The organism is Salicibibacter kimchii, from assembly GCF_003336365.1.
Classification (GTDB): domain Bacteria; phylum Bacillota; class Bacilli; order Bacillales; family Marinococcaceae; genus Salicibibacter; species Salicibibacter kimchii.
Genome location: NZ_CP031092.1, coordinates 1,717,357 through 1,735,673, shown reverse-complemented (window position 1 = coordinate 1,735,673; position 18,317 = coordinate 1,717,357). Strand labels below are relative to the sequence as shown.

The window sequence follows — 18,317 nt, the reverse complement described above, 5'->3', positions numbered from 1 at the left end:
GTATGTCGTCGTTTATCGTAATTGTGTTTTTGATGATTGTCGTTATCAATGCGTTGCCGCTGGTCGGATCGTTTGCCGGGTGCAACAGCCGCTTCATATGGCGAATGGCTACACGATATTCAGACAGCGAGTGGTCCAATGAAGAAGCAGCAGCCATCCTTACGGAAATATTGGAAACGGGAACGGCTGACATCGAAGGCATTGAATTTTTCGGCCAAAAAGGTGACTCGACGGCTTTTGTCCTTAATCAGGCGAGTATGCAACAACCGATGACGGCAATGTTATGGAGTTGGTGATTTTGAATGATGACTTCAGTTAGTGGCAAAGTGTTAAACTGGGAAGAAATCTGCCCATTTTTATCGAGCAATTTCTTGAAGATGAGACCTTTCGTGAAGAGTCAATAAAATCGATGGTTGATTGATTCAGATTTTTAATTAAATCCAAAAAGGAGAATTCTATGACACTCGTGATTAATGATGTGGAAAAACAGTTCGGCAAACACACGGCCGTAGACGGCTTGTCCCTCACAGTAGAAAAAGGCAGTATGTTTGGCATGTTGGGGGCGAATGGAGCGGGGAAAACTACGACGTTCCGGATGATATTGGGGCTCCTTGACCCCACGAATGGTTCTGTCACTTGGGAAGGCGGACCGCTCTCCTTTAAACGGACGCACTTAATTGGCTATCTTCCCGAGGAAAGGGGACTTTATCCGAAGCTTACCGTCAAAGAACAACTTATTTATTTAATGCGACTGAAAGGAATGAAGAAGCCGGATATTGTCGCCCGCATGCGCGATTGGCTGGAAAGCTTTCAAGTTCCGGAATATGAAAATAAGAAAATCGAAGAACTATCAAAAGGAAACCAACAAAAAATTCAATTTATCGCGGCGGTTTTACATGAGCCCGAGCTTTTAATTTTAGATGAACCGTTCAGCGGTCTCGACCCTGTGAACACGGACATGTTGCGTGACGCGGTGCGAAATTTGCAGGAAGCGGGCACGACGATTGTTTTTTCCAGTCACCAGATGCGAAACGTCGAAGAACTGTGTGAAGACCTTATCATGCTAAAACGTGGGAAGCCCGTATTGCAAGGGAATTTAAGGGAGATTAAGAAATCTTACGGCATGAAAAACATCAGCATTCGAGCGGACTACGATTTGCAGTTTCTTGACAGCACTCCCGGGGTTTTAAGTTTGGATAAAACAAAAAATGGAGCAACTGTCAAAGTGGAAAACAAACAAGTGGCTGAAGATCTTTTTTACACGGTTGCCCAAGAAGGCTTTGTTCGTAAATTTGAGGTAGAGGAGCCTTCTTTGCACGATATATTTATAGATAAAGCTGGAGGTGAAGAAGGTGAATAATTTTTGGATTACTGTCGGTCATACGGCGAGCAGACGTTTAAAATCGAAAGCTTTCATGTGGTCTATGATCATTATGGTATTGTTGATCATCGGGCTAATCAATGCAGATAATATGATGTCAACGTTTACTGATGATGAAGATGAAGAAACAGCCCCGGGCATCGCAGTTGTGGATGAAACAGAAGATGCTTTCGGCGCAAGGCTTGATGGGTATGAAGAAGGGACATTTGATTATGTGAATTATACCGAGGGCAATGAAGAAGACGCCATTGAAGCCGCGGAGAACGAAGAATATGAACATGTCCTTGTATTAAGTGGAGATGCATTGAGCCTTGAAGCGGATTTTTACGATAGTGATAGTGATTTCATGGTCAGCCAGCAAGTTAACCAAGATGTGCAAAATGTAAAAGAAGCTTTGGCGGCAAGTGAATTGGATGTAAATGAAGAAGAACTGGAAATGATGTATGCCCCGATTTCTTTTAATGAACAACCTCTCACGCCGGAAGGAGAGGTGCAAACAGAAGAATCGCATATGCAAGCATACTGGATGGTATATGTGCTGGTTATTGCCACATACATCATTATCATTACGTTTGGGACGATGATTGCAACCGAAGTGGCAACAGAGAAATCCTCTCGCGTCATGGAACTGATTGTTTCAAGTGTCAATCCGGTCACACAAATGTTAGGGAAACTTGTGGGCATCGGCATCGTCGGAATCATTAACCTCTTGGCCCTTGTTGCCGCGGCTGTCATCGGGGTGATGATGAGTGGCGATGATATGCTGCAGAATATCGTCGGAGAAGTAACGGACATTACGCTTCTGTTGTATGCTTTAGCGTTTATCATTCTTGGCTATTTTTTATATGGGGGTGTCGCGGCGATGCTTGGCGCGCTCGTCAGCCGTGCCGAAGAAGTGAACCAAGCTTTGCAGCCATTAATCATCGTCGCCATGATTGCCTTTTTCATCGCCATCTTCGGCTTAAACTCACCGGATGCAACGTTTATTCAAGTAATGTCCTATATCCCATTTTTCGCACCACAGTTGTTATTCCTTCGTATCGGAATGGGGACGGTGCCGATGTGGGAGATTGGATTGATTATCGGCATCTTGATACTCAGTGCCATTCTCATCAACATTCTCGCGGCTCGCATCTATAAAGGCGGTGTGTTGATGTACGGCAAGTTTTCCTTTAAAAATGGCATCAAGCAAGCGGTGACGATGTCGAGGAAAGAGAAAAATGAACAGGGATAACGTCTAAAGCGAATATTACTAGTAGTAGAATTCCCTACTATTTTATTCATGGTAGAATAGCAGAATCAAAATGATTTCATTTGGGGCACTCGTGACGTTCATCATGGCCCATAAAAACAATAAAAAATAACCCCCTCATATGTATTAGCGAGCGTGAAGGGGTTATTATGACTCCAAAGCGCTATCCCTTTTTTCGGGGTTCGCTCTATTGGGACCGCAGACGTTATCTGCGGTCTTTTCTTATGTTTCCGTTATAACGTGTTTTTATACAAAGCAATATCAAATAAGAAAAGCCTCCGACTTTCAACGCGCCTGCTCATATCGTACAATGGGAGAAGATGTTATGTGCAGTAGATGAAGGAGGCACACCCAGTGAACTTCGACGAGATTATCGACCGCAAAAATACAAACTCCATGAAATGGGATAATGTAAAGGCTGTCTATCAAAACGATGACCTCTGGCCGATGTGGGTCGCGGATATGGACTTTCGCGCTCCGGATCCTGTTTTAAAGGCATTGGACGACGTGACTAAGCACGGTGTTTTTGGTTATCACCATCCGCCTCATTCGTTGCGGCAAGCTATTCGAGACTGGGCATCGCGACGCTTTGGCTGGGAAATTAAACCCGAAGCGCTGACCTTTACCCCCGGTGTCGTCCCGGCAATCCATCATTTAATTAATGCTTACACGGATGAAGGGGATGGCATTATTATTCAAACCCCGGTATATCATCCTTTTTTTGCTTTGCTACAAAGCAATCGGCGTACGCTGCTTGAGAACCGGTTGGTCGAAGGAGAAGATGGCAAGTACAAAATCGATGTTGACGACCTTGAAACGCACATGAAAAACGGTGCGAAAATGATTATTCTGTGTAACCCCCATAATCCCGTTGGGCGTGTGTGGTCCGAATCAGAATTGGCGAAGATCGCGGAATTGTGTACGCGTTATGATGTCACTGTTATTTCGGATGAAATTCATGCTGATTTGATTTTACAAGGCAATCATACTCCTCTCGCCAAGCTTGAAGAAGCGAAAAACTTACAGGTCGCGACTTGCATGGCTCCGAGCAAAACATTTAACCTTGCGTCTTTGCAGCTATCGTATGTGATATTCAATGACGAGGAAATGCAAAAGAAACTAGAGCAGCAAATGAAGCAAAATTTCATGGGGATTGGAAACCCATACGCCTCAGCGGCTGCCGAAGCGGCTTATCGGCACGGGGAGCCGTGGTTGGAAGCCCTTCTGGATTATGTGCAAGGCAATGTTAATTATGTGAACGAACGTTTGCAAAAAGAAATGCCGAGTATCGGTTTTGCAAAGCCGGAAGCGACCTATTTGCTATGGCTTGATTTTCGAAAGCTGGAATTAACGCAAGATGATTTACAGGATTGGCTTAGAAAAGAGGGCAAAATCGCGCTGAATGACGGCCATATGTTTGGGAAAGCCGGAAGCGGATTTGCAAGAATGAATGTGGCGGCTCCACGTGAACATATCGTTGAAGGGCTGAATCGCTTAAAAACAGCATATGATAAAAAGGTAAACATTTAAACGTTATATTTGTTATTATAATGGGAATCCCATATTTTTTTAAAAGAAATAGAGGAATTTAAGCATTTGTATAGAAGTATGTGAATAGGCTAGTACAAAAGAGAGAAGAATGACGCATCGGAAAAGGGACAGCTCCACATTGACAAAGGGGAATTGTCTTATGATGGAAGAAAAGCTTAGTCAAGAATTAGCAGAAGAATTTCAAACCTCCTTACACCGACCGCTTACGGAAGAGGAGATCAACTTCCTTGATTGGGTAGGCGAGAAACAGTGTAAGAAAGCACATGCTTCCGAAAAAAAGAACACATCGATGGAAACTTTTGTATGAAACATGGAGGCGCTTATGAAAACGTTTCGCCTGCGCGGTTTACATTTGCTATTGCAAGAAGACAAAAAAGAACTGACAGAAGAACAAGTTAAAATACAAGAAGGACTCGTGATTAACCGCGAGGAAGATGGTTGGTGGTTGGTGGAAGCGGTAGTGGCAGAATCGGGGGTTGCTACCTTTCAACAATTATTAAACGAAGCGTGTAAAGTGGTGATGGAAGTGCTCATCTCACACACGCAAAATGATCCGGCAACGATGGTCGGTCGCGTGCGCTCCATTCGTTCACTCACGGATCGTTATTCGATCCTAATCGACGGGAAGATGGCAGTGAAAAAAGAAGAGGTCTTTAATTATATTCTGGAGACGTTGATTGAAGACGGTTATTCAGGAGATGAGCTCCTTACAGAGTTTAAAAAACGAAAACAAGATCGGGGAAGCTGGTCCAGGCATTTGGCTCGATCGTTATATAAGCAATATCGTACACAAGGATATTCTCCTCTTGATCACGCTGAATAGCTAAGGAATTTTTTTCGTGATCAACTGGTTTCTGAAGTACCGGATAATGAAAGCAGAGGCTATAAAACATGATACACACGTTCATCGACTATTATGGAAATGAGGTCAGCCTCTCTTTTCGCCGTGAACCGTTTTCAGAGCAGCCATGGCATGTGTTGGTGCTTTGCAGATATAAGGGACAGTGGTTGCTTACCAAGCATCCACGACGTGGATTGGAATTTCCCGGTGGAAAAGTGGAAAAAGGGGAAGTGCCGGAAGGCGCTGCCATCCGGGAGGTGTGGGAAGAAACAGGTGCCCGGATCAATAATCTTTACTACCTGGGCCAATACGAAGTGCGAGGACGCTCTGACACGGTCGTGAAAAATGTATATTTTGCTGACATCGCGTACTTACAATCCAAAAAGGGGTATATGGAAACAAAAGGTCCGTCGTTGCAGGAAACCATCCCGGAGAAATTGGAAAACAACAAGGATTTCAGCTTTATCATGAAAGATAACGTATGGAAAATGGCAAAGGAATATGTGGAAAATCATTTTTTATAAAGAAGCAAGCTGCCGGTTATGGATCGGCGGCTTTTCTTATCGAGCGACGTTTTTCAAATCCATTTGAAAGGGACGTCTCATTCATTAATGTTACATAATGTGGCAGTAGCCGCACGGTAACTTTTTCGCCTCCAACAAAATTAAATGGGCTCTGGACATTTACCAATACAAACCCGACGATAAGAAAATACTCTGTTTCACCCCCTTCGAATATACATTGGCCAAAGGGTGTTTTTATGGTAAAAATAACATAATGATCTTCCGCAAACGGGCCAGATTGTCTTAGACGAGAAATATAGAAATGGAACGGTTACATCTTGTTCCACTCGGGGCAGCATTCCCTCCGTTAGAGGGATTACATTGCTTCTCTTGTTCCACTCAGAGCGGATTGACCTTCGTTTGAGGGATTAGATTGATGTTCTTGTTCCACTCGGGGCAGCTTTTCCCCCGTTAGAAGGATTACATTGCGGTCGGTTGATGTCTATTTCATGAAAAAGGGGAACATCTCATTCGTGAGATGCAAATTGTAATACTTACAATCTCGACTGAGCGAGAAGGACAGACAAAATACTAAATTGAATAAGGCTTTTAATACTAATTGGTTAAGATAAATTCATTCCGTTATCGGGCGCTATTGTGGAATAAGTAATAAGTATGACCTCATTATTGTGTTTGCGGGGATATTAATGAAAAGTTGGTCTGATTCAGCAGCAGTTTGTATTAATGAAAATAGTGAAGTATTAATGGTAAGAGCCTTTTATTCAGATAAATGGGCGGTTCCCTCTGGGGGAATAAAAGAACTTGAGACCCCAGAATGTTGCTGTATTAGGGAAGTTAAAGAAGAGACAGGGTATGATGTAAAAGTCATTGAAGAATTAAAAGTTAAAGAAACTACTGATAAAGGTATTGAAGTAAAAACTAATTATTTTAGGGTAGCAAAGATTGGTGATAGTAATGGCATTCATGATCCTGATGGAATAATAGCTGAAGCCGATTGGAAATCATCAGAAGAAATAAAAGAATTAATGCACGCTTATCCTGATGATAAAGACTTTTTACTTGAACAATTTTAAGTGTGGATGAATTTTATGAAAAACATAGAGCCTCCCACTGTTATTGCAATTGCTGGTGTTACTGGTGGAGGTAAAACAACGGTTACAAATCAATTAATTCAAGAATTAAGTCATTCAAAGGCACTTTATTTTGATGATTATGATTTCATTGGCCCCAAGGACATTATAGATTGGGTAGAGAATGGAGCCGATTATAACCGGTGGGACTTAACACCTCTTATAAGGGATTTAGAGGAGCTTTATAATCAACAACTTGATTACATTGTCTTGGATTTTCCATTTGCCTATAAACATGTCAAAATGCGTAAATTCATTGATTTCGCTGTATTTATTGATACCCCGTTAGATATTGCGTTAGCACGCCGAGTGACAAGAGATTTTAAAACGGCTCCTGCTGAAAATATCCTCTCAGATATGGAGAATTACATCTCTCAAGGTAGAAAAGGTTACATTGAAATGTTGAATACGATTAAACCAAATTCCGACGTCATAATTGATGGAACACCACCGATATCAGAGATTGTAAATCTGATATCCAAGAAGGTGGGTAAAATGAGAGGAGAATTTTAAATCATTTACAAACGGCGGTTCCGTAAGACAACATTATTGTATTAACGTCTTCCGCAAAAGGGCGCTTTTGTGGAATAAAGTTGTACCAGAAAAGGGCCGAATTGTGAAGTAATAAAAAAGGCTTTTGATGCTTATTAAAAATACATATTTTTCGGGGGGGGGGGTAAAATAAACCTAAATCCAAAAGAAAACTGGAGGATTATTATGCCCACTGTAAAAATGATATTTAAAAACGCAGCGGATATTATAGAGTCCTTAACTGATAACCATAAAGATCCATTACATATCGGTGAAGCGATGGCATGTTGGACATATTATAGTTTTGTGTCGAGTGCTGTTATTATCGTGGAAATAGGTCTTAACACAACAAACGATACTAAATTGAGGAAGATTCTTCAAGATAGCCGTAAAATGATGAAATCTCATCAAAAGGAATTAGATGAATTTCTGCGACAGGAAGGCGTTCCTTTATCAGAGACGCCTGAAGCTAAGCCGAAATCTGATCCGAGCGCTGTACCGTTAGGAACAAAATTTACGGATAATGAACTGACTAACACGATTAATATTAACTTTGTGGCAGCTGCCGATTTGTGTGCGGTTTCAGCAAGCCAATCTCTTCGGAAGGATGTAGCAATGATGTTTCTAAAATTCCAAGCCGATAAATTATCCCTTGGGCTGAAAATGAAGGAATTAATGCAAACAAAAGGCTGGCTTAAAGTACCTCCTTTTTATCATCCTCCAGGAGGATCGCCTACGGAAAATAAAAGTTAGGATATAAAAAGGAACCAAAGGTTTGTATGAATTGACTATGCCGCAAACGAGCGCTTTAGTTGAATAACGTATTCATTTCTCGAGTCCTTTTATGGAGTACTCTACTGGGGTGTTAAAGAAGTTATTAAATACGATCAGATTAAATTTGCGAGTCTGATTGCATCATGAACACCCAACTGAAATCTAAGAATGAAGCTTCTACCTTAACCTTCAAGTTATTCAGAATTTATTATTATAGATTATCGCAGGAGGAAACCACTATGCAAGTCAAAATAATTACAGCTCACCCTCGGGAGGATTCACTTACAACTTCTGTTGTAGAGAATTTTACTAAAGGATTGAAAGAGTCTGGCCACGAGTTCGAGGTTTTCGATCTGTATCAAGAGAGATTTAACCCTATCTTATTCCCTGAAGATGAGCCTGACTTTGAGAACCCAAATAAAGTTTACTCTGGTAGTCATGCAAGAAATCGTTAAAGTGAAAGAGAGTCACGCTTTAATATTCATTTTTCCTATTTGGTGGTATAGTTTACCAGCAATCATGAAAGGTTATATAGATCGAATCTTTAATTTCGGCATCGCTTATGGAGGTAATGCAGGACCTGTAGTTGATAAGATACGTTGGATTGGACTTAGCGGTCATCCAAAACATAAATATGATAAAAGAGGGTACAACAAAATGATGGAACACCATTTAAATGTGGGCATTTCAAATTATATAGATGTTCAGGATACACACGTTCATTTACTATATAACACTTTGGGTGAATTTGAAGATGACGATATTCTCCCTGAAGATCACCAAAAAGCACTTTTGGAAGAGGCAGAGAATATAGGTGCTTCTTTATAACTTAAAAGGAAGGAAAAAAATCAAATCGAGGATACTGATAACCTTCGGGTTTTTTGCTTCGCACTTTTGGTGTGGTGGAGTGAAAGGTTCAAATAATTTCATCGTAATTGATGTTCCATTATCGAGCGCCTATCCGGAATAAGAGGGGAGACTTTTCTCCGTGAAAAAGAAAAATGTAGGGATACTATTATACGATTTTGTAGACATTTTAGATTTTGCTGGTCCAGCTGAGGTTTTATCACTCACTGCAAAAACAAAAGTAGAACAGTATATTTCTTTGTATAAAAAACAATTACCAACTAACATGCCCTTTGAAGTATCTACCATTGCTGAGACAGGTGAGCAAATAAAGACCCACTCAGGTATTAGAGTTGAACCACAGTTTAGTATTGATAGCAGTCCTAAAATGGATATCATCATTATTCCAGGCGGACCATTAAGGGCTGTTATTTCAATGGTTAAAAACCAAAAAGTGAAACATTGGCTCACTAAAAATAAAGATATTGAATACATATGTTCAGTTTGCACTGGATCATTTATTTTAGGTGAGACTGGATTACTTAACGGCAGAAAAGCAACAACTCACCATTTAGCATTAAATAAATTTCAAGAAAAATACCCTGAAATCATTGTAGAAACTAGCTCTAAATCTAAATTGATTCAAGATGGGAATTTGATTACTTCCGGTGGTGTATCGTCAGGAATTAACATGGCTTTATATCTCGTTGAAGAAATAATGGGTAAGTTTGCTTCGGAACGCACAGCAAAAACCATTGAATTTAGTGAATAATCATTCAATTAACGAGGCGCTTTTGCGGAATAAAGATGTACCAGAAAAAGGCCATTTAACGGAACAAGGAAACGCTGTTCATAAAGAGGTGAGTTTGGTGAAATTTGCTTGGATTGCTTGGTGGATCGTAAGTGGTTTTTGGTTAGCCTTATTTGCAGCAGGATCGATTTTTTTAGCACAAAGAGACGTTGATGCGACTGGTGCAGTTCAAATTCCGGAAATCATTATGTTAAATATCTTTGTTTTGGCATGCTTTTATAATCCCTTTGCTCATTCAACTTGGTTGGTTGCAATGGTGATTGTAAGACACAAAAGAATTCAAGAGACGTCAGTTCAGGAATTCAAAGCCTTCTTGGTCATGAAAAGAGTGAGACAACAAGGATTTATGCTCATCTCAGTGGGAAATTAAGACATGATTTTTATAGCAAGTATTTTTGAATCGGGCCATTTAGTGAAACAACGTAATCTGCTTCAAGCTTATCTATTTGAAAAGGGTAATGATATAGTATGATTATGTAAATATAGCACTAATTGTAATTTTAATTAGATTAGAAGGGATATATTATCATGACTAAAAGTAATACAGCATTAATAGATAATATTAAATTTCAATTTAGTATTTCTAGACAACTTCTCGAATACCATCTTTCATCATTAAGTCAGGATGAATATATGTGGCGTTCTCCTAATAGTGGACTATATATTCAAGAAGTAGATGGAAATTGGTATGCTGACTTACCCGAATCCGAAGCTTATGATATTGGTACACCAAGTATTGCTTGGACATTATGGCATATAACATTTTGGTGGGAAATGGTATTTAATCACTCTTTTGGTGATGGCACTCTAACCAAAGAGGATATAAATGTTAATAAAAATGTAGAATCAGTCAAGTCAGCTATCAACTCTCTGATAGAAAGATGGGAAAAGACATTATCAAACGTAACAGAAGAAGATTTAAACAGTAAACATTACAGTAAGTTCCCCTTTAATAATGAGGTGGAGTTTCATAAACTAGCCTCTTGGTTAAATCTCGAATTAATGAAAAATGCTTCTGAAATTGGTTATGTTAGATTTGAATATGCATCATCTATTAGATAGAAAAGTGCGATTAATATCATATATGCTTAAAAATTTTAGGATAAATAATACGCTATGAGCACTTCAACAATCGGGCAATTTGCTGAATAAAAATAAAAGAGTTGTTGCGCATAACGAAGATATTGTGCGCTAATAAGGTATCGACCAATCTTCCACGCAAAAATGGAAGAAGAGTTGTGCCTGTCTTAAGAGGCGTGAAGCAGTTCAATCTGGTTCTTCTTTTTTTAATGGACCAGACAGTGTCGTGAAGAAGCTGGAACTCCAAGGAGGTTAGTTAATCACCGGGTGGATAAACATTATCTTAGTTCAAGAATCGAGGCGCATTTGCGGAAAAAGGGCTTTCGTTTGGGGGTGATGGTTAAAAGTGGTAAACTGTCTTTAGTATTTTGAGATCGAATATTAATATACAAGCTAACAATTTATCTAAGGGGTAGGTCAGTATAGGAAAGAAAACAACACTAAAAAGATCATTGATCAGTTTTGTTGTTTTAACTTATGTAATATTTATTGTGCTATTTCTGATTATCGGTGTTAGCATTGTGTTAGTGGGCCAGAGAGCATAACAAATATTTTACAAATCATTGCCGCATGGTCATCAACATTCGCATTTATTATTTTATTTAAAAGGATCTATCCGGGATTAAGGTTGAAGGATTTTGTAAAACAGCAATTTGCTCCAAGGATTAGGCTCTCTGTTCTTAGCACCATTATCCAAGTTATAATCATCGGCGTAACCATATTCTTGCTATCAAATACAACTGATACTCAAGGTTTAGCAATATCATTTTCAGGTCTTGGAATCCTATCTCTAGCATTTTTAGATCAATTAGTGAGGGGGCCTTTAGGTGAAGAGTTAGGTTGGAGGGGATATGCCTTAAATGAACTTCAAAAGAAGTATTCTCCATTGATATCGGCTCTGATAGTAGGTGTTTTATGGGGGTTTTGGCACACTCCATTATGGTTTGCCTCGGGTTATACGGGTGTGGATTTAATCAAGTATAGCGTACTTTTTATGATTGGGATTATATCTTTCTCTATTATTGTGACTTTGTTTTACAACTTAAATAAAAACCTAGTGGTACCGATTGTTACGCACCGGATATTTAATTTTTCTCTTGTGATAATTAGAGGGGATTTATTAGACATTTTAGTATACGTTATGCTTTCTTATTTTGCCCTCGCGTTGATACTAATTGTTATAAATCCAAAGAACATTTTATACAAAAAAAGCATATGGAAATGATTTTAAGAATTTTACGACCGTTCAAATCCCCTTTAAATTGGGGGGACAAATAATGATAGGGACAGAGGAATACAAGGCAATTTGTCTGATGATAAAGCCAGTTCCACCAGTCATGTATTCTTCAATTAAAGAGCGCTTTAATGGAATAAAAGTATGCAGGAGTCAGGCCATTTAATTGATTAAAAATAAGCATTAAGTTATGTCAGAAAGGTGTTTTTCAGTTGTTAATAAAACCAGAAAAATTGAGATCAGGGGATAAAATTGCGACAGTAAGCCCTTCTTCGGGAGCGGCCGGTGATTCAAATATCAGATGGCGCTATAATCAGGGTGTAAAAAGATTAGAAGATGTTTTTGGTCTACAGGTTGTTCCTATGCCGAATAGCTTAAAAGGCTCTGATTACGTTTATAAAAACCCGCAGTCACGTGCAGAGGATTTAATGGCAGCTTTTAAGGATCAGACAATTAAGGGGATTATTACCAATATCGGTGGTGATGATAGCATACGTTTACTGCCATATATTGATTTTGAGGTGATTAGCGAGAATCCGAAAATATTTATAGGCTATTCCGATGTAACGATGCCCCATTTGTTTTGCTATAAAGCAGGCATTTCCTCTTTCTATGGTCCGGCGATTTTAACCGACTTTGCTGAAAACGTGGAAATGGATAATTATACGGTGGAAATGATCCAGAGAACGCTTTTTTCGGGCGAGATGATTGGTAATATTCAACCTGCTAAAAAATGGACGAGTGAGTTTCTGGAATGGGATGAAGCGAATAAGCATCAACGACGTAAGATGCAGTCGAATTCGGGATATGAAGTACTCCAAGGATCAGGTGTTGCACACGGGCGTTTGATCGGAGGTTGTATAGAAGTACTGGAGTTCGCTAAAGGAACGGAAATCTGGCCGGATAGCAAACATTGGGAAGACAGTATCCTTTTCTTTGAGACATCTGAAGAAAAAACAGAACCGGAAATGATCAAACGCTGGTTGCGAAATTATGCTGCGCAAGGCATTTTGAAAAGTGCCAATGGGATGATCTTCGGCAAACCGCAAGATGAGCATTATTACAATGAATATAAAGAAGTCATTCAACAAGTCATGAGAGAAAATGATCTGCTCGATTTACCGATTCTTTACAACTTGAATTTCGGCCATACCGAACCAAAGTTTATTTTGCCGTATGGTGCGATGGCCGAGATTAATTGCAATGAACGCACTTTTTCGATTTTGGAAAATGGCGTTGAATAAGATACTTTTAATCAGCCTTTCGGTTGCAGGTGTCACTCTACCGCAAACGAGGCGCTTATGCGGAAGTTGGAAATGTCAATATTTTAGAAGGGGTTACTTGCTGATAATGAAAACAACCATGGCTATTTTAGGAATTTTAGTGGCTGCTGTCTTGGCTGCTGTCTCAAGTTACAACTTAATGACTGGAGAACATAACGCTTTGTTTACGCAACTACTTTTAGGAGCAATGTTTTTAGTCTTGGGATTCGGTGAATGTAGAGAGAAAAGAAAACCCACAGCTATTATTGCTTTTCTTACGTCTGGTTTTTCCTTATTTGTGGGTATCGATATTTTATTAAGTTAAAGAGAGCTTATCTTGAATAAGGATAACGCTTGTCATACTCATAATAAAGGGAGGTACTTATGAACAAGCTAAATTATAATTCTGTTCTTAACCGATTGGTGGAGATATATGAGTCGTTATCCATCGGAAAGCTTATTCTTATTACATTCCCTGCAGCGATGATTGTGACCTTTATTTACTTATTTACGAGGGATGTTTTGCAAATGATTTGGTTTACTTTATTTTAAGAAACAGGATCTTCTGTAATCAATTATCGAAGCGCAATTCTGGAATAACAGGGAATGCGCTCTCCTAAAGAATAATGCCATTTAATTGAGTAAGTGTAGTAATGCTAGGAGGTGTTTTCATGGTTCACCCATTTATGGCTTTATTTATAATTGCTGCTGGGGAGTTATAGCATCTTGAAAGTAAACCTTGAAAAATTTGGATGGTTGAAAAAGATATCTAAGACAGGAAAGATCACAATATTTTCTGGATATATCGTACTGGCAGGGGCGTTTTTTTTATTATTAGTTGGCATTACATTAGTTTTTAAATACCCCAAAAAACGATTGTTTTTATGTGAATGCTTTTGCAATTAACGAAGCGTTTATGCGGAATAAAAGTAAGCTTCCTGTCTTGCGGAAAAGGGATAGAGTGAAAGGGAGTGGTCATCGTCGCAAAATCACCTAGAAATATTTCTTATGTAATTTTAGGGTTGCTAATTTTACATTGGGTATTTTTCTTAACTAGTGGCTACACTCTGTTACCAACAAATATAGCATCTGCAATATTTGTTCCTGTTTGGTTAGTGCTATGTGTAGCTGGTTCGTTTACAGCTATCTATGAGTTCAAAAACAACAAATATTTTGCTATTCCAGTTGCTGGCTTAACAACGATAAGTTTGTTATTTAGTATTCTTGCCCACGGAATAGGTGAAATGTAAAAATCATTTCTATACAACTAACGAAGCGCTTTTGCGGAACAAATATTCCGCTCCTTATTTGGCTTATTGGGCATTTTCAGAAGGAGGAAGAAGAGATAAAATGCATAATTATGTCCGAAATATGATTGCAATTGTCATGATTGTGCCCGCATTCATAACGACCTTTCATGTTTTATTCAACCCTGCTGATTTTTGGTTTGCCGGATTTACAATAGCAGTAGGATGTTATGCTTTATATCTTAATCTCAGCGCTCTGATGAAAGAACAGAAGCCACATTACGAGTAAGGATTCATATAGAATAAGCTTGTAGTTCAATATGTCTAAGCAATCGAAGCACGATTGTGGGCCTGGTAATGTCGGTGTTCAAGGAAACAAAAAACCGTTTCAAATGAGTGTTTGAAATTTGATTCTAGGGAGGTTAAGCATGGAGCCTTTTAGTGTCTTTATATATACAATCTGTGTAGTTATAATTGGCAGTTTTGTGATTGGTTCGTACGCTACAGTGAAACATTATCAAACTCGGGGAAAAACGAATGATGAGGAACGCCTGGATAATATCGAGTCAAAAGTTGATCAAATAATGACAGAGGTGCGAAATAAAGATAATCATTCTCGGGAATGAATGAACAAACAAGGTCCAAGCGTAAATGAGGCAAGACTTTTTGGTGTACTCCATTAACGAAGGGCGCTAATCGAACAAGTAGGAATTTGTGAGTTAAAGAGGAGGCAACTCGATGAGATCAAAAAGGATAAGAAATGTGATTATCGGGTTAATTCTTACGGTCACGGCTATGGTGACAATTAGTATTGCTTTAAGCTACAACGGCTTTATAGAAGCAAAAAGTGCCTGTGTGGAAAACAATGGAACTATTACAGAGGAAAATGTAGATTTGTTAGCTTTAAATTGGTCAGTATCTTGTGAACAGTAATTTGTAGGCATGATTATTAAAGAATTTAAGCAAACGAGCGCTATTGTGGAATAAAAGTTGTACCAGAATCAGGCCATTTAATGGAGCAGTACAAAGCAAAAGCATTTAATCTATAACATAAAACAGGCGCTTTCTTCTAAAGAGTGGAAAGCGCCTTTAATCGTGTATTGGGGGTTAAGCCGTTAAATCAAAACAAAGTTTCTATTCATTATTGATTGACACTCAATAACGTTAAATATATATTACATATGTAAATTATTTTTAACTTAATATCGAGGAGGGGGACAGTTGAAAAAAAGTGAACGTGTTTTGAGCAACAATTTATATCTTCTGCGAGCTGAGAAAAGATGGACACAAAAGTACGTAGCAGAACAACTAGGTGTAACCAGGCAAACGATAAACTCCCTTGAAGCAAGCAAATATAATCCATCTCTTATGTTAGCATTTGAAATTTCCCAATTGTACAGAAAAAGAATTGATGAGATTTTTTCATATGAAAAGAAAGGAGAGTGTGGAGGATGATTGCGATATATCTTATTTCTATAATACTTGCGGCGTACGGCATTGGTGTATATATTACCTTCACATCATCGGAAGGTAAGGATGAAAGAGGCAAGACTATTCTTGCTAAAGCAGCACAGGCAGCCTTTGTTTTTATATTTCTCGGTTTTACTTTTCATCTGTTATTTATTGAGTTTTTCAATCCAACTGTGGAACAAGTAAGAACGACAATGACAGTTTGGATGAGCTTAGTCTTCGTTAGTAATGGCATTAGCATTCTTATTCAGCGTAAAAAAATGTAGAGTTTTAAGCAAACGAGCGCTATTCTGGAATAAGTATAGCGCTCGTTATTGGATTGTTGGACCATTATAATGTATAACGGTTATTGGATCAGTAAACTGTCTTCTTGTTCAAGAAATGAAACAGGTTAACACAGCAAATAATGTATTACGGAGATATTTTGATCTAACTGTATTAAGATCCTTGACAACGGGAATAACTTCTCATATAATTTATTTATTGATCAATAAATAAATTGAGGAATGATTTTAGTGGCAGTTCGTGAAGATAAGAAGGAAGTAATTATAGAAAATGCCGTTGGTATTTTTGCAGAGAATGGATATTATAAAACAACAACAGCGATGGTGGCAAAGGCTGCGGGAGTATCCCAACCATATGTGTTCCATTTCTTTGAAAACAAAGAAGACTTATTCAAGGTTGTCCTTGATCGTGCTTTCAGTCGGATTTATGATACCTTTTCAGAGGTTGAAGCACCTACTGATCAATTAATTGAAGCGATGGGATATGCATTCACTCAAATCATACAAACTCATCGGGATGAGGTGTTGATGATCATGCAGGCACATGCTATTTCAGAAGTTGACATTCGAAATCACGTTCGTAAGATGTTTCTTAGTATATTTGAATCGTTGATTTTGAAATTTGAAAGAGCAGGGATTCCTAACGCAAAAATGACAGCAGCTCATTTCATAGGAACCGGTTTACTCATTACGGTTTCAGAAGTGCTGGACTTACCTGAATTAGCTCAAGGACATAATAAGGACTAAAAAAAGTCATCAGCGTGATTTTTTTAACTCACTATTTATTGATTAATAAATAAATTGAAGGAGCGAGGACTCTTGAATGACGTTGCGGAACCGTCAGTTAAGCTATTTGAGGGGGAACGGTGGCTTATCCTAACTGGATTATTCGGAATTGTTTTGGCTGTTTTTACCGCTGTGGTTATCTATTTTCAAGGACCAATTGTTTTACCGGAGGGGAATTTAGAAAGTGCATTCTCTTTTAATGCGGCAGTCGGGATTTATATCCTTTCCATTGCCGCTATATTACCTTTAGCAAAGTTAACAGTGCGTAAACGAAAGGTGATAAGGCGGCTGTTTATTGTATCAAGTCTCTACTCCTATGGAATTGAAAGCATACAACATTTGCGAGGACTTAATCCTAGATTTTCTGTTGAGGGTTCTCTAGTTGATATGATCGCCGGAATGCTATTTGGGGTTATCTCACTGTTGCTTGTCATTTTAGCACTGGTACTTACCATCCAGTTTTTTAGGATAAAATCACCGTATGAACGACCATTGATTATATTAGGTATTCGCTATGCGTTCTTCTCAATTCTAGTCGGCAATCTCGCTGGAATATGGATGATTGTGCTTCAAGGTCGTTTCACAGGGGATATGGGAAATTTAATTGTCCTACATGGAATAGGATTTCATGCTCTGCAAACATTGATTTTACCTGCTTGGTTTTTGGAAAATTCTCAAGTAAAGGATCGCTTGAAAAAAACACTTATTCATTATGGAAGTATCGCGTGGATTGTATCAATTATTTTGATCGGTTTTCAAACGGCATTAGGTCGTACAGTATTCGAACTATCTGCTTTACCAATTCTTACTGGTATTGTGTTATTCATTTGGCTTGGTGCAACAATTATGTCCTTTGTGCTTTTTGTTAGGAAAGAGAAGATTAAACGGGCATTGTTCAATTAAAGAGGCGCAATTCTGGAATAACAAAGATTGCGTTCTCTTAAAGAATAAGGCCATTTTCTGGAGCAACAAAAGGTTTTATTGAGGTGTGGCAATGAATCGATTTCTGAACGTGATCACGGTTATTTGTATTGTATATTTTACAATTGTTTTAACTATAGGATTTTCACTCCCAGATGATTATCAACCTCCTCCGTTATTAAGTTATCCAATGCTTATAATAGCAGCATTACTCGGGTTTGGAGCTGTTCTAAATAGCTTACGTTCAACAACAGAGCACAAAACGGTGACACCGACATTAGCGATACAAACACTCATTTATATGATTATTTTGATTTCGGTAATGGCAATTGTGTAGGGTGGTTGTGCCTGGTTGGGGCGATGTCATTTTAGCATTTTTCGATTTTCAATCA

At 38.7% G+C, this 18,317-nt stretch carries 25 protein-coding genes and 2 pseudogenes; all 27 read left to right on the top strand.

The genetic code is table 11. The features are described 5' to 3' along the window. Positions 1–2: 2 nt before the first annotated feature. Entirely contained in the window at positions 3–296 is a 294-nt protein-coding gene (locus tag DT065_RS08690) for a hypothetical protein (RefSeq protein WP_114372570.1), read from the top strand. A 161-nt stretch (positions 297–457) separates the two neighbouring features. Beyond that, entirely contained in the window at positions 458–1,360 is a 903-nt protein-coding gene (locus DT065_RS08685) for an ABC transporter ATP-binding protein (protein ID WP_114372569.1), read from the top strand. Beyond that, positions 1,353–2,615 carry an ABC transporter permease gene (locus DT065_RS08680; protein WP_114372567.1) on the top strand — a complete coding sequence of 421 codons (1,263 nt, stop codon included), beginning with the start codon at positions 1,353–1,355 and terminating at the stop codon, positions 2,613–2,615. Before DT065_RS08685 ends, DT065_RS08680 begins: the two co-directional genes overlap by 8 nt. Before the next feature lie 372 nt (positions 2,616–2,987). After that, complete coding sequence (locus DT065_RS08675) at positions 2,988–4,163, top strand: MalY/PatB family protein (protein WP_160112470.1); 1,176 nt, start codon at positions 2,988–2,990, stop codon at positions 4,161–4,163. A 160-nt stretch (positions 4,164–4,323) separates the two neighbouring features. Beyond that, complete coding sequence (locus tag DT065_RS18870; protein ID WP_160112469.1) at positions 4,324–4,491, top strand: hypothetical protein; 168 nt, start codon at positions 4,324–4,326, stop codon at positions 4,489–4,491. Between the two features lie 15 nt (positions 4,492–4,506). After that, positions 4,507–5,007 carry a YwpF family protein gene (locus tag DT065_RS08670; protein WP_160112468.1) on the top strand — a complete coding sequence of 167 codons (501 nt, stop codon included), beginning with the start codon at positions 4,507–4,509 and terminating at the stop codon, positions 5,005–5,007. Between the two features lie 71 nt (positions 5,008–5,078). Next, positions 5,079–5,549, top strand: a complete 471-nt coding sequence (gene ytkD, locus DT065_RS08665; RefSeq protein WP_114376195.1) for an RNA deprotection pyrophosphohydrolase — start codon at positions 5,079–5,081, stop codon at positions 5,547–5,549. 686 nt (positions 5,550–6,235) lie between these two features. After that, entirely contained in the window at positions 6,236–6,622 is a 387-nt protein-coding gene (locus DT065_RS08660) for an NUDIX hydrolase (protein ID WP_114372563.1), read from the top strand. 15 nt (positions 6,623–6,637) lie between these two features. After that, positions 6,638–7,192, top strand: a complete 555-nt coding sequence (locus DT065_RS08655) for a nucleoside/nucleotide kinase family protein (RefSeq protein WP_114372561.1) — start codon at positions 6,638–6,640, stop codon at positions 7,190–7,192. A gap of 204 nt (positions 7,193–7,396) precedes the next feature. Further along, positions 7,397–7,963 carry a DUF3231 family protein gene (locus DT065_RS08650; RefSeq protein ID WP_114372559.1) on the top strand — a complete coding sequence of 189 codons (567 nt, stop codon included), beginning with the start codon at positions 7,397–7,399 and terminating at the stop codon, positions 7,961–7,963. A gap of 260 nt (positions 7,964–8,223) precedes the next feature. Beyond that, a complete protein-coding gene (locus DT065_RS19520) occupies positions 8,224–8,439 on the top strand; it encodes an NAD(P)H-dependent oxidoreductase (RefSeq protein WP_160112467.1) in 216 nt (71 codons plus the stop codon). After that, complete coding sequence (locus DT065_RS08640; RefSeq protein ID WP_160112466.1) at positions 8,423–8,812, top strand: NAD(P)H-dependent oxidoreductase; 390 nt, start codon at positions 8,423–8,425, stop codon at positions 8,810–8,812. Before DT065_RS19520 ends, DT065_RS08640 begins: the two co-directional genes overlap by 17 nt. 160 nt (positions 8,813–8,972) lie before the next feature. Further along, positions 8,973–9,602: a DJ-1/PfpI family protein gene (locus tag DT065_RS08635; protein WP_114372553.1), complete on the top strand. Its 630-nt coding sequence runs from the start codon at positions 8,973–8,975 to the stop codon at positions 9,600–9,602. After that, positions 9,595–9,801: pseudogene (locus DT065_RS19690) on the top strand (DUF3923 family protein); the annotation flags it as partial. The gene DT065_RS08635 and the pseudogene DT065_RS19690, both read left to right, overlap by 8 nt. Before the next feature lie 140 nt (positions 9,802–9,941). Beyond that, positions 9,942–10,040 (top strand): annotated as a pseudogene (locus tag DT065_RS19685) (integrase); the annotation flags it as partial. Positions 10,041–10,169: 129 nt separating this feature from the next. Then, positions 10,170–10,703 carry a DinB family protein gene (locus DT065_RS08620; protein ID WP_114372551.1) on the top strand — a complete coding sequence of 178 codons (534 nt, stop codon included), beginning with the start codon at positions 10,170–10,172 and terminating at the stop codon, positions 10,701–10,703. Positions 10,704–11,349: 646 nt separating this feature from the next. Then, entirely contained in the window at positions 11,350–11,946 is a 597-nt protein-coding gene (locus tag DT065_RS08615; RefSeq protein ID WP_227002776.1) for a CPBP family intramembrane glutamic endopeptidase, read from the top strand. Positions 11,947–12,167: 221 nt separating this feature from the next. Next, complete coding sequence (locus DT065_RS08610) at positions 12,168–13,199, top strand: S66 family peptidase (protein ID WP_114372550.1); 1,032 nt, start codon at positions 12,168–12,170, stop codon at positions 13,197–13,199. Between the two features lie 106 nt (positions 13,200–13,305). After that, entirely contained in the window at positions 13,306–13,542 is a 237-nt protein-coding gene (locus DT065_RS18865) for a YczI family protein (protein WP_160112465.1), read from the top strand. 59 nt (positions 13,543–13,601) lie between these two features. Continuing rightward, positions 13,602–13,769, top strand: coding sequence for a hypothetical protein (locus DT065_RS18860; RefSeq protein WP_160112464.1), 168 nt, complete (start codon positions 13,602–13,604; stop codon positions 13,767–13,769). A 419-nt stretch (positions 13,770–14,188) separates the two neighbouring features. Further along, the gene (locus DT065_RS18855; protein WP_160112463.1) at positions 14,189–14,467 is read left to right on the top strand and encodes a hypothetical protein; all 279 of its coding nucleotides are present in this window, start codon (positions 14,189–14,191) and stop codon (positions 14,465–14,467) included. A gap of 735 nt (positions 14,468–15,202) precedes the next feature. After that, a complete protein-coding gene (locus DT065_RS08590) occupies positions 15,203–15,397 on the top strand; it encodes a hypothetical protein (protein WP_114372542.1) in 195 nt (64 codons plus the stop codon). A 288-nt stretch (positions 15,398–15,685) separates the two neighbouring features. Continuing rightward, entirely contained in the window at positions 15,686–15,919 is a 234-nt protein-coding gene (locus DT065_RS08585) for a helix-turn-helix transcriptional regulator (RefSeq protein ID WP_114372541.1), read from the top strand. Further along, positions 15,916–16,200 (top strand): hypothetical protein, encoded by a 285-nt coding sequence (locus DT065_RS08580; protein ID WP_114372539.1) that lies wholly within the window; start codon positions 15,916–15,918, stop codon positions 16,198–16,200. The genes DT065_RS08585 and DT065_RS08580 overlap by 4 nt, the downstream gene beginning before the upstream one ends. 249 nt (positions 16,201–16,449) lie before the next feature. Then, positions 16,450–16,965: a TetR/AcrR family transcriptional regulator gene (locus tag DT065_RS08575; protein ID WP_227002775.1), complete on the top strand. Its 516-nt coding sequence runs from the start codon at positions 16,450–16,452 to the stop codon at positions 16,963–16,965. A gap of 72 nt (positions 16,966–17,037) precedes the next feature. Continuing rightward, positions 17,038–17,907: a hypothetical protein gene (locus DT065_RS08570; RefSeq protein ID WP_227002774.1), complete on the top strand. Its 870-nt coding sequence runs from the start codon at positions 17,038–17,040 to the stop codon at positions 17,905–17,907. Positions 17,908–17,998: 91 nt separating this feature from the next. Beyond that, positions 17,999–18,262, top strand: a complete 264-nt coding sequence (locus tag DT065_RS08565; RefSeq protein ID WP_114372533.1) for a hypothetical protein — start codon at positions 17,999–18,001, stop codon at positions 18,260–18,262. The last annotated feature ends 55 nt before the right edge of the window (positions 18,263–18,317 follow it).

Excerpts from the sequence above, each read along its gene's own strand:
- DT065_RS08690 (WP_114372570.1), top strand. The coding sequence starts at position 3 with ATGTCGTCGTTTATCGTAATTGTGTTTTTGATGATTGTCGTTATCAAT.
- DT065_RS08685 (WP_114372569.1), top strand. The coding sequence starts at position 458 with ATGACACTCGTGATTAATGATGTGGAAAAACAGTTCGGCAAACACACG.
- DT065_RS18870 (WP_160112469.1), top strand. The coding sequence starts at position 4,324 with ATGATGGAAGAAAAGCTTAGTCAAGAATTAGCAGAAGAATTTCAAACC.
- DT065_RS08670 (WP_160112468.1), top strand. The coding sequence starts at position 4,507 with ATGAAAACGTTTCGCCTGCGCGGTTTACATTTGCTATTGCAAGAAGAC.
- DT065_RS08660 (WP_114372563.1), top strand. The coding sequence starts at position 6,236 with ATGAAAAGTTGGTCTGATTCAGCAGCAGTTTGTATTAATGAAAATAGT.
- DT065_RS08655 (WP_114372561.1), top strand. The coding sequence starts at position 6,638 with ATGAAAAACATAGAGCCTCCCACTGTTATTGCAATTGCTGGTGTTACT.
- DT065_RS08650 (WP_114372559.1), top strand. The coding sequence starts at position 7,397 with ATGCCCACTGTAAAAATGATATTTAAAAACGCAGCGGATATTATAGAG.
- DT065_RS19520 (WP_160112467.1), top strand. The coding sequence starts at position 8,224 with ATGCAAGTCAAAATAATTACAGCTCACCCTCGGGAGGATTCACTTACA.
- DT065_RS08640 (WP_160112466.1), top strand. The coding sequence starts at position 8,423 with ATGCAAGAAATCGTTAAAGTGAAAGAGAGTCACGCTTTAATATTCATT.
- DT065_RS08620 (WP_114372551.1), top strand. The coding sequence starts at position 10,170 with ATGACTAAAAGTAATACAGCATTAATAGATAATATTAAATTTCAATTT.
- DT065_RS18865 (WP_160112465.1), top strand. The coding sequence starts at position 13,306 with ATGAAAACAACCATGGCTATTTTAGGAATTTTAGTGGCTGCTGTCTTG.
- DT065_RS18860 (WP_160112464.1), top strand. The coding sequence starts at position 13,602 with ATGAACAAGCTAAATTATAATTCTGTTCTTAACCGATTGGTGGAGATA.
- DT065_RS08590 (WP_114372542.1), top strand. The coding sequence starts at position 15,203 with ATGAGATCAAAAAGGATAAGAAATGTGATTATCGGGTTAATTCTTACG.
- DT065_RS08580 (WP_114372539.1), top strand. The coding sequence starts at position 15,916 with ATGATTGCGATATATCTTATTTCTATAATACTTGCGGCGTACGGCATT.
- DT065_RS08565 (WP_114372533.1), top strand. The coding sequence starts at position 17,999 with ATGAATCGATTTCTGAACGTGATCACGGTTATTTGTATTGTATATTTT.